This window comes from Promicromonospora sp. NPDC057488, from assembly GCF_042802395.1.
GTDB lineage: Bacteria > Actinomycetota > Actinomycetes > Actinomycetales > Cellulomonadaceae > Promicromonospora.
This window is the reverse complement of sequence record NZ_JBHVEG010000007.1, coordinates 63291-76612: the sequence shown is the minus strand read 5'-3', so window position 1 is coordinate 76612 and position 13322 is coordinate 63291. Positions and strand designations below refer to the sequence as shown.

Annotated in this window: 12 protein-coding genes; 7 read left to right on the top strand and 5 right to left on the bottom strand. The window is 72.8% G+C overall.

From position 1 onward, the window contains the following. Positions 1 to 28 precede the first annotated feature (28 nt). Both ACFU5G_RS02950 and ACFU5G_RS02945 read right to left on the bottom strand, forming a co-directional pair. Complete coding sequence (locus tag ACFU5G_RS02950; RefSeq protein ID WP_377240614.1) at positions 29 to 1048, bottom strand: L-idonate 5-dehydrogenase; 1020 nt, start codon at positions 1046 to 1048, stop codon at positions 29 to 31. Then, on the bottom strand, positions 1045 to 2433 hold the full coding sequence (locus ACFU5G_RS02945) for an MFS transporter (RefSeq protein WP_377240612.1): 1389 nt from the start codon (positions 2431 to 2433) through the stop codon (positions 1045 to 1047). The genes ACFU5G_RS02950 and ACFU5G_RS02945 overlap by 4 nt, the downstream gene beginning before the upstream one ends. Before the next feature lie 152 nt (positions 2434 to 2585). Between ACFU5G_RS02945 and ACFU5G_RS02940 the strand changes: the two genes are divergently transcribed. The 7 genes from ACFU5G_RS02940 (at position 2586) to ACFU5G_RS02910 (ending at position 9347) form a co-directional block, all read left to right on the top strand. After that, positions 2586 to 3296 (top strand): GntR family transcriptional regulator, encoded by a 711-nt coding sequence (locus ACFU5G_RS02940; RefSeq protein WP_377240610.1) that lies wholly within the window; start codon positions 2586 to 2588, stop codon positions 3294 to 3296. Between the two features lie 122 nt (positions 3297 to 3418). After that, positions 3419 to 4111, top strand: coding sequence for an ABC transporter ATP-binding protein (locus tag ACFU5G_RS02935; protein ID WP_377240608.1), 693 nt, complete (start codon positions 3419 to 3421; stop codon positions 4109 to 4111). After that, complete coding sequence (locus ACFU5G_RS02930; RefSeq protein ID WP_377240606.1) at positions 4108 to 5391, top strand: ABC transporter permease; 1284 nt, start codon at positions 4108 to 4110, stop codon at positions 5389 to 5391. The genes ACFU5G_RS02935 and ACFU5G_RS02930 overlap by 4 nt, the downstream gene beginning before the upstream one ends. A gap of 117 nt (positions 5392 to 5508) precedes the next feature. After that, entirely contained in the window at positions 5509 to 7008 is a 1500-nt protein-coding gene (locus ACFU5G_RS02925) for an arylsulfatase (protein WP_377240604.1), read from the top strand. Next, positions 7005 to 8003 carry a formylglycine-generating enzyme family protein gene (locus tag ACFU5G_RS02920; RefSeq protein ID WP_377240602.1) on the top strand — a complete coding sequence of 333 codons (999 nt, stop codon included), beginning with the start codon at positions 7005 to 7007 and terminating at the stop codon, positions 8001 to 8003. The genes ACFU5G_RS02925 and ACFU5G_RS02920 overlap by 4 nt, the downstream gene beginning before the upstream one ends. Next, entirely contained in the window at positions 8000 to 8905 is a 906-nt protein-coding gene (locus ACFU5G_RS02915; protein WP_377240600.1) for an HAD family hydrolase, read from the top strand. Before ACFU5G_RS02920 ends, ACFU5G_RS02915 begins: the two co-directional genes overlap by 4 nt. A gap of 34 nt (positions 8906 to 8939) precedes the next feature. Continuing rightward, a complete protein-coding gene (locus ACFU5G_RS02910) occupies positions 8940 to 9347 on the top strand; it encodes a hypothetical protein (protein WP_377240598.1) in 408 nt (135 codons plus the stop codon). Between the two features lie 9 nt (positions 9348 to 9356). Here ACFU5G_RS02910 and ACFU5G_RS02905 read toward each other — a convergent pair whose 3' ends face one another. The 3 genes from ACFU5G_RS02905 to ACFU5G_RS02895 all read right to left on the bottom strand — a co-directional run bounded on the left by ACFU5G_RS02905 (position 9357) and on the right by ACFU5G_RS02895 (position 13311). After that, positions 9357 to 12050, bottom strand: coding sequence for a LuxR C-terminal-related transcriptional regulator (locus tag ACFU5G_RS02905; RefSeq protein WP_377240596.1), 2694 nt, complete (start codon positions 12048 to 12050; stop codon positions 9357 to 9359). A 287-nt stretch (positions 12051 to 12337) separates the two neighbouring features. Beyond that, a complete protein-coding gene (locus tag ACFU5G_RS02900; protein WP_377240594.1) occupies positions 12338 to 12793 on the bottom strand; it encodes a hypothetical protein in 456 nt (151 codons plus the stop codon). Next, positions 12790 to 13311, bottom strand: a complete 522-nt coding sequence (locus ACFU5G_RS02895; protein ID WP_121381720.1) for a DUF1269 domain-containing protein — start codon at positions 13309 to 13311, stop codon at positions 12790 to 12792. The genes ACFU5G_RS02900 and ACFU5G_RS02895 overlap by 4 nt, the downstream gene beginning before the upstream one ends. Positions 13312 to 13322: the final 11 nt, after the last annotated feature.

The following is a 13322-nucleotide window of genomic DNA, read 5'->3' as shown; positions in this document are numbered from 1 at the left end:
GGCCGGTCAGCCCGGCCGTCGCGTGCGGTCAGCCCAGCCGGATGAGCACCTTGCTGCTGCCCGGCCCGGCGGCGGCCGCCAGCGCCGCGCCGGCGTCCTCGATGCCGAACCGGTGCGTGATCACGCCGGACACGTCCAGCCCGTCGCCGAGGGCGGCGAGCGCGTCGCTGATCTCCTCGACGAACCGGTAGGCCCCGACCCAGGTGATCTCGCGGGTCACGAGGTCGCCGAGGGCCGCAGGGGCCGCGGCGCCGGGCAGGTTGCCCACCTGGACGAGCGTGCCGCCGCGGGCCGTGGCCCGCAGCACGCCGCCCAGCGCGGCGGGCGCCCCGGAGGCCTCGAACACGAGCTCGCTGTCCTGCGGCAGCGCGTCGCCGCCGGCCACGTTGAGCACGTGGTCGGCGCCGAGCTCCTTGGCCACGGCCAGCGACGTGTCGGAGACGTCGGCCGCCGTGACGGACGCCGCGCCGGCGTGCTTCGCGGCGGCCACGACCAGGCACCCGATGGGGCCCGCGCCGTTGACCACCACGTCGCGCCCGACGACGGCGCCGGCCCGGCGTACCGCGTGCATCGCCACGGCGAGCGGCTCGGCCAGCGCGCCCAGCTCGGTGCCGACGCCGTCGGGCAGACGGCGGAGCTGGGCTGCGGGGACGGCCCGCAGCTCGCTGAACCCGCCGTCGGTATGGGGGTGGAAGGCGGCCGAGCCGAAGTAGCGCACCTGCGAGTGCAGGTTGGTGCGCCCGGCGAGCCGGTCCGGCAGCACGGAGTCGGCCGTGGCGGTCGCGGGGTGCACGGTGACGGGCGTGCCCTCGGCCCAGCCGGTGACGCCCGGACCGGTGGCGACCACGCGCCCGGCCACCTCGTGGCCAAGCACCAGCGGGTCGCGCAGCACGGCCGTGCCGGAGGCGCCGTTCTTCCAGTAGGCGACGTCGGACCCGCAGACCCCGCCCCACTCCATGGCGACGACGACCTCGCCGGGTCCGGCCACGGGGTCGGGGCGCTCCTCGACCCGCAGGTCCCGGGCGCCGTGCACGACGACGGCCCTCATGCGGCGTCCTCGAGCTGGACCAGGTCGCGGCCCTGGGTCTCCGGGGAGAGACGCGCGGCCACCAGCGTGATCGTGGAGTAGACGATGAGCATCGCCGCGATGGGCCACCAGCTCCCGGTCGCCGCGGTGAGCGACGCGGCGATGACCGGGCCGATCGCGGTGGCCAGGATGCCGCCGATCTCCTTGGACAGGGCGAGCTGCGTGAACCGGGTGCGGGCGCCGAACAGCTCGGCCATCGTGACGCTCTCCAGGGCGAACAGGCCCAGCACACCGAGGTTGAGGCCCGCGATCATGCCGAACAGCAGGGCGGCGGTGCTGCCGCTCGTGATCAGCAGCATCATCGGGAACGCGAACGCGATGGTCAGCAGCGACAGCGCGGTGTAGATCGCGCGCCGGCCGAACCGGTCGCCGAGCATGCCGACCAGCGGCACGGTGACGAAGCCCGCGATGGAGCCCCACATGATCGCCTCGGTGGGCAGGGCCCGGTCCATGGCGAGGCTGGTGGCGATGTAGCCGACCAGGAAGGTCTGCACCAGGCCGGAGTTGCCGGCCTGGCCGAACCGCAGCGCAAGGGCCAGGAAGAACGCCTTGCCCTTGCGCTGGGAGAGTGCGGCCTCCAGCACGGGTGCGGTCTCGGCCTCCTTGACCTCGGCACGGGTCAGGGCAACGCCGTCGACGACGTCGGGGCGGGCCTCGAAGACCGGGCTCTCCTTGACGTTGCGGCGGATCCAGACGGCGAAGATCATCAGCACGAAGCTGAGCAGGAACGGCAGGCGCCAGCCCCAGGACAGGAGCTGCTCCTCGCTGAGCACGACCAGCAGGAGCGCCCACAGGGCGGACGCCGCCAGCGTGCCGGAGTTGGTGCCGAGCGAGACCAGCGAGGCGACCAGACCGCGGCGCTTGACGGGCGCGTACTCGGCGAGCATCACGGTGGCACCCGCGATCTCGGCGCCGGCGCCGAAGCCCTGGACCAGGCGCAGCACCACCAGCAGGATCGGCGCGGTGATGCCGATCATCTGGTAGGTCGGCAGCACGCCGATCAGCGTCGTGGAGACGCCCATGAGCGCGATGGTCAGGAACAGCACCTTGCGGCGTCCGATGCGGTCGCCCATCCGCCCGAAGTAGACGGCGCCCGCGAGCCGGGCCACGTAGCCCACGCCGTAGGTGGCCATGGCCGCGATGAGCGCGATGGCGGGGCTGACGCCGGGGAAGAAGATCTGGTTGAAGACGATCGCGGCCGCCAGCGAGTAGAGCTGAAAATCCATGAATTCCATCGCTGTACCGAGCCAGCCGGACACGGCGGCGCGGGTGAGGTCCTTGGTCGACCGGGTCACTGCGTTGCCCGGGGAAGTGTTACCCGGTGAGGTCATAGCGGTTTCCGCCATGGGAGGTGCTCCTTGACTTCTTTGACTGACGTCGTTGTCCGAACGGCGCGCGTGGCCGATGTGTGGCAGGTCTTGTATGTAAGCAGCGTCCACAAGTCGGTGTCAACCTCCGCCGGCGTGGGACCGGGCGCCGTCTCGTCTAGACTCCGGGCATGGGGCAAGCCTCGACCCGGTCCAACCGCAGCGTCGTCTACGAGACGTTGCGCCGTAAGGTGCTCACCCTCGAGCTGCCTCCCGGCGCGTCGCTGTCGGAGAACGAGCTGGCCGCGGCCCTCGGCGTCAGCCGCACGCCGGTGCGCGAGAGCCTGATCCTCCTGGGCGAGGAGGGCCTGGTCCGCGTCTTCCCCAAGGTCGGCTCGTTCGTCTCCCGGGTCGACGCCGAGCGCGTGGCCGACGCGCAGTTCCTCCGCGAGGCGGTGGAGCTGGCCGCCTTCGACGACATCCCCGAGGCCCTCGACCCCGACGTGGTCGCCGAGCTCCGCGCCAACCTGGAGCAGCAGCGCGAGCCCGGGCTCGACATCGAGAAGTTCTTCGCGCTCGACGAGGCGTTCCACCACGGCCTGCTGCGGCTCAGCGGGCACGGCAGGGCCTGGTCGACGGTCGTCGCGGCCAAGGGCCACCTGGACCGGGCGCGACGGCTCGGCCTGCACGAGACCAACGGCGTGGGCCGTTTCGTGGACGAGCACCATGCCATCCTCGACGCGGTCGTGTCGGGCGACATCTCCAGCGCGCGCGACAGCCTCCGCTCGCACCTGCGCGCCGTCTTCGACGACATCGAGAAGACCCGCCGCCGCTCGCCCGAGCTCTTCGCCGCCGACGACGGCACCGTGCCGGTGCGCCGCAGCATCGCCGTCTGGGAGTAGCCCGGGGCGCGACGTGGTACCAGCGGGGTACCCAGGAGTCATCCCTGGGCCGATTCGCTCGCGCCCGTGCTCGACCAGAGTCGCTCTTGTCAGCTCCGGCACCAACGAGAGAGGCGGCCGACGTGGCGCCCCCTTTGATCTCCGTCCATGACCTGCGCAAGACCTACGGGTCCGGGCCCGGCGCCTTCGAGGCGCTCAAGGGCCTCGACCTGGACATCGCCCAGGGCGAGTCCCTGGCCATCGTCGGCAAGAGCGGGTCGGGCAAGTCCACCCTGATGCACCTGCTCGCCCTGCTCGACCGGCCCACCTCGGGCTCCATCACCCTGGACGGGACCGACACGTCGCGGCTGTCCGCGAAGCAGCTCAACCGCACCCGGAACAGCGCCTTCGGGTTCGTGTTCCAGCAGTTCTTCCTCAACGCCCAGGCCAGCGTGCTGGACAACGTGACGCTGCCGCTGAAGATCGCCGGGGTGCCGCGGCGGGAGCGGACCGCCCGGGGGATGGCCGCCCTGGCCCAGCTCGAGCTCGACGACAAGGCGGGCAACCGGGCCAACGACCTGTCCGGCGGGCAGAAGCAGCGCGTGGTCATCGCCCGCGCCCTGATCAACCGGCCGCGCGTGATCTTCGCCGACGAGCCGACCGGCAACCTGGACACCGCCACGGGCGCCGTCGTGGAGGACATCCTGTTCGACCTGAACCGCAGCCAGGGCATCAACCTGGTCGTCGTCACGCACGACGAGGAGCTCGCCTCGCGCTGCGACCGCAGCCTGTACATCCGCGACGGGCTGATCGCGCGCGCGGAGGTGGCGGCATGAGGGCCGGCGACGTCGTCACCAGCGCGTTCCGGAACGCGTTCCGCTCGCGGCTGCGCACCAGCCTGACCGTCCTGGCGATCTTCATCGGCGCGTTCACGCTCTCGCTGACCAACGGCCTGGGCACCGGCATCAACCGGTACATCGACGACACGGTGGCCTCCGTCGGCGTCGACGACGTCATGACGGTCACCGCCACGAACGAGGACGCCCCGGCCGACGGCGGCCCCGCCGAGTACGACCCGGACCAGATCGCCGTCGAGGGCCCGCCGGGGGCGACGGCGACCGCCCTGACCGACGACGACATCGACACGATCGCCGGCATCGACGGCGTGCTGTCCGTCGAGCCGGTCAAGAACGTGACGACCGACTACGTCCAGCACGACGGCGGCGACAAGCTCCAGCTCTCGATCTCGCAGTTCGTGCCGGGAATGAAGGTCGAGCTCGCCTCCGGCACCCAGGTCGACCTCGACGCCGCCGACCCGCAGGTCGTGCTGCCCGAGAGCTACCTGGAGCCGCTGGGCCTGGGCAGCGCGGCCGACGCCGTCGGGCAGACCGTGGTGCTGGCCGTCACCGACGGCACGGGCACGCAGGTCACCACCGAGGCCGAGGTGGTCGGCATCGCGGAGCCCGGCGTGATCAGCATGGCCGGCGCGATCCCCAACGACACGCTCGCCGAGACGCTCTACGACCTGCAGACCACGGGGGCGCCGGAGGCCGAGACCACGCGGTACGCCCAGGCGTCCGTCTCGTTCGACGCCGCGGCGGGCGACGAGGCGACCCAGGCCCTGACGGACCGGCTTGAGGACGCCGGCTACACCGCCAGCACCCTGGAGGACCAGCTCGGCACCATCACCTCGGTGATCGACGCGATCGTGCTGGTGCTCAACGGGTTCGCGGTGATCGCGCTGGTCGCGGCCGGGATCGGCATCGTCAACACCCTCTTCATGGCGGTGCAGGAGCGCACCCGCGAGGTGGGGCTCATGAAGGCGATGGGGCTGTCCAGCGCCCGCGTCTTCGCGCTGTTCAGCATCGAGGCCGTGGTGATCGGCCTGGTCGGCAGCGCGCTCGGCGTGCTGGCCGCGATCGGCGTCGGGCAGCTCGTGGGCGGCGTGGCCGGGGACCTCCTGGCGAACCTCCCCGGGCTCACGCTCATCGCGTTCGACCCGGTCACGGTCGCCGCCGTCGTGCTGGGCGTCATGGCCATCGCGTTCCTGGCTGGCACGCTGCCCGCCCTGCGGGCCGCCCGGCAGGACCCGATCTCCTCGCTGCGCTACGAGTGAGCGGCTGAGCGCCTGAGCGGCCGGGCGGTGCAACTCACCCGTTCTGGGGGAGTACCGCCCGGCCGTGCCTGCCGAGCATGAGGGTCAGGCAGTGTGCGCCGACTCCGAGGAGACATCGTGGCCGAGACACCGAACATCCTGGTCATCTGGGGTGACGACATCGGGATCAGCAACATCAGCGCCTACTCCGACGGCGTGATGGGCTACCGGACCCCGAACATCGACCGGATCGCGGACGAGGGCGCGCGCTTCACCGACTACTACGGCGAGCAGAGCTGCACCGCCGGCCGCGCCGCGTTCATCACCGGGCAGAACCCCTACCGGACCGGGCTGAGCAAGGTCGGCATGCCGGGCGCCCAGGTCGGGCTCCAGGCCGAGGACCCCACCATCGCCACCGCGCTCAGGGACCAGGGCTACGCCACCGGCCAGTTCGGCAAGAACCACCTCGGGGACCGCGACGAGCACCTGCCGACCATGCACGGGTTCGACGAGTTCTTCGGCAACCTTTACCACCTCAACGCCGAGGAGGAGCCCGAGCAGGACGACTACCCGCGCCCGGAGGACTTCCCGGACTTCCGCGAGCGGTTCGGCCCGCGCGGCGTGCTGCACTCCTGGGCGAACGGGGACGGCACGCAGCGCATCGAGGACACCGGACCGCTCACGCGCAAGCGGATGGAGACGGTCGACGAGGAGTTCCGCGACGCCGCGATCGGCTTCATGCGCGACAAGGCGAACGCCGGCCAGGCGTTCTTCCTGTGGTTCAACTCCACCCACATGCACTTCCGCACCCACGGCAAGCCGGAGAGCAAGGGCCGGGCGGGCCGGTGGCAGTCCGAGTACCACGACACGATGCTCGACCACGACGACGTCGTCGGCAGCCTGCTGGACGAGCTCGACGCGCTCGGCATCGCCGACGACACCATCGTCATCTACTCCACCGACAACGGCCCGCACATGAACAGCTGGCCCGACGCCGGGATGACCCCGTTCCGCAACGAGAAGAACTCCAACTGGGAGGGGGCCTACCGCGTGCCGGCGATGGTGCGCTGGCCGGGCCGCGTCGAACCGGGCACGGTGCTGAACGACCTGTTCAGCCACGCGGACTGGTTCCCCACCCTGCTGGCGGCCGCGGGCGAGCCCGACGTCGTCGGCCGGCTGCGCGACGGGACCGAGCTGAGCGGCACCCGGTACAAGGTGCACCTGGACGGGTACGACCAGCTCGGCTACCTCACGGGCGCCACCGAGGACTCGCCGCGCGAGCACTTCTTCTACGTGTCCGACGACGGCGACCTGACCGCGCTGCGCTACGACAACTGGAAGATCGTGTTCCTGGAGCAGCGCGCGCCCGGCACCCTCGACGTCTGGCTGGAACCCTACGTCGAGCTGCGCGCGCCCAAGATCTTCAACCTGCGCACCGACCCGTTCGAGCGCGCCGACATCACGTCCAACTCCTACTTCGACTGGATGCTGGACCACGCCTGGATCCTCGTGCCCGCCCAGGCGTACGTGGCCCGGATGCTCACGACGCTGGCCGAGTTCCCCGCGCGCCAGGCGCCGGCGAGCTTCAACGTGAAACAGGTGCTCGCCAAGCTCCAGTCAGGCCTGCCGAGCGCATGACCACCCACACGGACCACGACGCGCGCACCGCCGACCTCGTCCGGCTGGACGGCGGGCTGTTCACGATGGGCTCGGACGAGCACTACCCGGAGGAGGCGCCCGCGCACCCCGTGCGGGTCGACGGGTTCCGGATCGACCCCTACGCCGTCATCAACGAGCGGTTCGACGCGTTCGTCGCCGCCACCGGGTACGTAACGGTGGCCGAGCGACCCGTGGACCCGGCGCTCTACCCGGGCGCGCCGCCCGAGAACCTCGCTCCCGGTTCCATGGTGTTCACGCCGACCAGCGGCCCCGTGGACCTGCGCCACCTCAGCCTGTGGTGGACCTGGGTCCCGGGGGCCTCCTGGCGCCACCCGGAGGGACCCGGCTCCGGGATCGAGGAGCGCGGCGAGCACCCCGTGGTCCAGGTGGCCCACGAGGACGCCGCCGCCTACGCCGAGTGGGCCGGCGCGAGCCTGCCCACCGAGGCGCAGTGGGAGTACGCCGCCCGGGGCGGGCTCGACGGCGCCGAGTTCACCTGGGGTGACCAGGCCCGGCCCGGCGGCCGGCTGCTCGCGAACACCTGGGACGGCCCCGACTTCCCGTGGCGGTCCACCGGCGGGTCCGGCTGGACCCGCACCGCCCCCGTGGGCTCGTTCCCGCCCAACCGGTACGGCCTGTTCGACATGGCCGGCAACGTCTGGGAGTGGACCGACGACTGGTGGACCGAGCGGCACCCCGCGGCGGCCGACGCCTGCTGCGCGCCCGCCAACCCGCGCGGCGGCGAGGCCGAGGCCAGCCGCGACCCGCGCCAGCCCCAGTTCGCCGTGCCGCGCAAGGTCATCAAGGGCGGGTCGTTCCTGTGCGCCGACACCTACTGCCGCCGCTACCGGCCCGCCGCCCGCCGGCCCCAGGCCGTCGACACCGGCATGAGCCACGTGGGCTTCCGCTGCGTGCGCGCCGACGCCGCGGCCGGCCCGCCGTCCGGCGCCACGCTCCTGGAGGTGCTGCCATGAGCGACCAGCTCCCGTCCTGGCGGCCCGGACCCACGCGGGACGCCGTGCTCAGCTTTCTCGCCGAGGCCCCCGGCATCCCGCCCGAGGACCGCGTGGCCTACTTCGACAACGACGGCACGCTGTGGTGCGAACGCCCCACCTACGTGCAGTACGAGTTCTACGTCGACGCGCTGCGGCGGCGGGTGCGCGACGACCCGGCGCTCGCGGGCGAGGCCGAGTTCCGCGCCGTGCTCGCCGGGGACACCGCCGCGGTGGGGGAGATCGGGCTCGAACGCATCGCGCTCGCCCTGGCCGGCCTCTTCCAGGGGCTCGAACCGCGGGCGTTCACGAGCGAGGTGCGCGAGTTCCTCCGCTCCGGCGCCCACCCCACGCTCGGCCACCCCCTGAGCAAGGTCCGCTACCGGCCGATGCTCGAGCTGCTGGACGCGCTGCGGGCGCAGGACTTCACCGTCGGCGTCGTCACGGGCGGCGGCACCGAGTTCGTCCGCGCCGTCAGCCAGGAGCTGTACGGCGTGCCGCCCGAGCGGGTGGTCGGCACGATGATCGCCTACGACCTCGGCCAGAACTCCCACGGGCGGCCCGTCCTGCGGCGCACCGGCCGGGTGCTGGGCGACGTCAACGAGGGCCCGGCCAAGGTGACGAACATCCAGACCCAGCTCGGCCGGCCCCCGGTGCTCGCCGCCGGCAACTCGGCGGGCGACCACGAGCTCCTGGAGTGGGCGGCAGCCGGCGACGGGCCGCACCTCTCCCTGCTGGTGGACCACGACGACGCCGAGCGGGAGTTCGCCTACGCGAGCCAGGCCCAGACCCTGGCGGCCACGGAGCCCGTGACGGCGACGGCCGACCGGCTCGGCTGGACCACGGTGAGCATGAAGGACGACTGGGCGGTCGTGTTCGGCTGACCCGGTGCCCGCTACCCACGGAAGAAGGCATGACATGAGGCGGACAGCAGGAGTGCTGGTGGGGCTGATGCTCCTGGGGACGGCCGCGTGCTCCGGCGGCGACACGGCGGAGGAGAACACCGCGCAGGCGTGCGGCGCGGCCGACGACCTCACCACGGCGCTGGACGACTTCCGGTCGACGCTCACCCCCGACGCGACGGTCGACGACGTCCGGGCAGCGCGGGACGAGCTCAGCTCCGCGTGGCAGACGTTCGACTCGGCGGCGACCGAGGTGGTCCAGGACCGCTCCGAGGAGCTGGACGAGGCGTGGGCCGGCCTCCAGAAGGCCGTCGACGACGTCGCAGGTGACGCGACCGTTGCCGGTGCGCTCAGCACGCTCCAGGACGAGGCGGCGGGGGTGAAGACGGCCCGCGACGACGTGGTGTCCGAGCTGGACTGCTGAGATCCCGCGTCACAGCAGCCGGAAGCTCCGCGCGATCTTCAGCGCCTCGCTGCGCCGCGACGCCGCGAGCTTGGTGTACAGGCTCGACACGTGCGTCTTGACGGTGTTCTCCGAGACGAACAGGGCTGCCGCGATGTCCGCGTAGGTGGCGCCGCGGGCCAGCTCGTTGAGCACCTCGCGCTCGCGCGGGCTCAGCGCCGGCGGCACGAGGGCCATGCTCACCTCGCCGAGCTCGCGGGGCGTCGCCGTCATCGACGCGTACAGGACCGTCACGTCGGGCCGGTCGGCCGACGTCGCGGCGAGCTCGTGCACCCAGGCGCCGGCCGGGTGCTCGACGAGCCGGTGCAGCAGCGTCGCGATGGGCGTGCCCTGGCGGGCCCAGCCGAAGAAGGGCGCGGCGTTGCGCCGGGCCTCGGTCACCGAGATGGCCTCCACCAGCCGGTCCTGCGACCTGCTCGGGTCGCCCAGCGCGTCCAGGATCTGTGCCTCGCACACCAGCGCGAGCGCCCGGGTGGGCGGCTGGGAGTAGGCGGCGTCCGCGGCGGCGGCCTCGAACGCGACCGCCGCGCCCCGGCGGTCGCCCTCGCGGTCGGCGCGCAGGCCCTGGACGAGCGCCGCCTCGCCGACGGCGCCGAGCGCGTCGAGCGTGCCGTGCAGCGACTTGAGGGTGTCGCGGTCGCTGGCGAGCACCGCCACGAACGCCTGCTCCACCAGCAGCGCGACCCGCAGGTGCTCGGGGAGCTGGTCGTCGGTCAGGCGCGGGCTCTCCCGCGGGGTGGCGAGGATGCGCCGGGCGTCGATCACGTCGCCGGCCAGGACGGCCTGGCGGGCGTCCCAGACGCGGAACCAGAACCGGGTGCACAGGTCAGCGCCGTGGCAGCGGGTGTCGATCACCTGCGCCTCGGCCGGCCCGGTGGGCGAGGGGACGTCGAGCAGGCGCGCGAGCAGCCGGGCGAGCCCGGCCCGCGCGGTGACGAACGGGAGCGTGCGGGCCCCCGGCGCGTCGGCGGCCACGAGCACCTCGCCGGCCAGCTCGACGCACGCGTTCTCCCGGCCGCGCATGTACTGCGTGAAGGCGAGGTGGCTCAGGGCGTGCACGCCGAGCGGCGCGAGCCCCTTGCTGCGGGACAGGCTGACGGCCAGGGTCAGGCTGGTCTCGGCCTCGGTGAGCTCGCCGAGCCAGTTCTGCGTCACGCCGAGCTCGGCCGCCAGCACGGGCAGCACGCCGGCGTTGGCCTCGCGCACGGCCGGCCGGGTCTGGGAGGCGACCACCACGCGCTTGGCGTGCCCGACGGCGGCGTAGGCCGGCTCGAGCCCGAGCGCCACGCGCCACAGGCGCACGCAGGCGACCGTCGCGTCCAGCCCGTCGGACCCGCCGGTCAGCCAGGTGGGGGACCGTTTCCGCCGGTCCGCCAGCAGCCGGTCGCCCCAGTGCCGCGCGCCCTCCAGGTCGTCCCGCACCCAGCAGTCCAGGGCGATGGCGAACCAGGTGTCGGGCCGGTGGTCGACGATCTCGGGCTGCGCCCGGACGAACTCGCCCACGTCGTCGTGCTCGCACTGGTTGAGCACCATGCGCACCCCGTCGCGGGCCAGGACGTCGGCGGCCTCGGTGGGCGCGCCCACGCGCACGAGGCGCGCGAATGCCTCGGAGAGGTTGCCGCGCGCCATGTCGAGCCGGACGGCGCGGATCACCGTGGAGCGGGCCCGCGCGGCGTCGACGCCGCCCGCGGCGAGCTGCCGCCGGACCACCTCCGCCAGCAGCGGGTGCACGCGGAAGCCCCCGGTCGCCTGCACCTCGTCCGACGGCGCCGGCGGGCACCCGTGCTCCTCGCGCATCACCAGCAGACCGGTGTCCTCCAGCTCGGCGAGGATCTCGCCCGCGTGCTGGTCGTGGGTCAGGTGGGCCGCCGCGGGCACGCTCACCACCCCGTCGCCGGCGATGGCCAGCAGCAGGTGCCGCTGCCGCGGTGTCAGCGTGCTGAAGACCTCGCCCGCGACGAGCGTGGCGATGGGCGCGACGTCGTTCGACAGCAGGCGGGCCGCGGCCACGGGGTCCGGCGCGCCGCTCAGGTCCCGGGCGGCGAGCACGGCCGCCGCGCACCAGCCCTCCGCCTGCCGTGCCACGGCGTCCACCACCTGCCGGTCACCGGTCCGGGCGTGCGCCGAGACCAGCGCCGTGTTCTCGGCGTCGCTCAGCCGCAGCAGGTCGCCCCGCAGCAGCGTGAAGTTGCCCAGCAGCTCCGGCACCAGCCTCGTCAGGGGCAGCACCCAGTGGCTCAGCAGCAGCACCCGGATGGCCTCGGGCGTGTTGTTCAGCCGTTCGTCGACCCGGCGCAGTGCGGACGGCGGCAGCAGGTGGGCGTCGTCCACCACGACCAGCGCCGGAGCGCTCCCGGGACCGGCGGGCGACCCCGCGCCGTCGAGCACGGCGTCGATCTGCTCGGGCGTCCAGGACTCGTCGGCGGTGATCCAGACGGGTTGGGCGGCGTGCGGCGGGGCGGCGTGCCGCAGCCAGCCCGTCACGCCGAGCGTCTTGCCGGCCCCGGCCGGGGCGACCACGAGGGTCACGGCCCCCTCGGTCGCCTCGTCGAGCCGCTGCCACAGCCGCAGCCGCGGTACGTATATGCGCGGCAGCCGCGGCAGGTGGTCGTCGTCGACCGCCCGCCGCGGCGTGGTGCGCGGGCCGTGCGCCGTCCGGGTCACGTGGGGCGTGGTGTTTCCGCCACGGTGGACGACAGGGCTCGGGTTCGCGCGCATTCCGCATTTTCCTCACTCGACGTGAAGTGCGGCGGCCGCCCCCTGGCCACCGGCCGGTGACGTCGGTACGGCACCGGCCTGGCATTCACGCATTCCCTCCGGGAAGCCCGGTCAAGAATGTCGCGTCGACGACCGCGGGCACCGACGACGGGATGTGCGCTTATTCGTCATGATGCCCGCCATCGTGGGGCGATGCCTCCGGGCCGCTGGGAATCACCCATTTCTCGGGGTGGTCATCTACGGTTCGCGATAAGTGTGGACAATGCCCAGATTACGGCGACATCAAAGGCAATGACGACGAGACTCCAAATTGGGTAATAGGGTATGAATGCAAAGTTGGTGAGGCACGAGACCGCGGCCAGGATGATGCCGAGGACATAGGCCCACGTCTGGGTCGCCAGGACGCCGATACCGGTGGCCAGCGCGAGCGCGCCGACGACGATGTGGATCCAGCCCCACGTGGACACGTCGAGCTGGAAGACGTACTCCGCGCCCGTGACGTACACCGTGCCCGCGGCGGCCGCCGCGATCCCCTGGAGGATCTGGAACACGGAGACCATGATGAGCATGACCCCGGCGAACGCCGCGGTGGTCAGTGCCGCGGAGCTGGTCTCGCCGTACTCGATCGGGCCGCCCCTGCCGCCCGGGTAGGTGCCCTGGGCCGGCTCGGCCCCGGATGCGCTGGTCATGATGCCTCCTCGGCGGTCTGTCGCTCCTCGCCGAAGACCTCGCGCAGCGCGGCCTCCTGCTCGGTGCTGAGGTTGGTGAACACGAGCTCGGGCGTCTCCTGCCCCGCGAACGCGTCCCGGATCTTGTCCACGACGGCGTCGGAGGACAGGATGAAGAGCGCCGAGGTTCCCGGCGTGATCTTGTCCCGGACGCGGTTGATGAACCCGTCGTCGATGCCGACGTCCGCGAGCGCGCCGCTCAGGGCGCCGGTGGCGGCGCCGATCGCGGCGCCGAGCAGGGGGACGAAGAACAGCAGGCCGAACAGCATCCCCCAGAAGGCGCCCCCGAGGGCTCCCGCGCCGGTCAGCGAGGACAGCTGGTGGGTCTTGGGCTTCTTGGCCCCGACCTCCCACCGGACGGTCGCGGCGTCGTGCACCGTGACGAGCTTCTGCTTGGCGAGCTGCTGGATCGTCTTCGCCGCCGCTTCCGCGCCGTCGGCGGTCTCGAACTTCCAGGCGGTGAGGGTGGACTGGGACATCGACGTCTCCT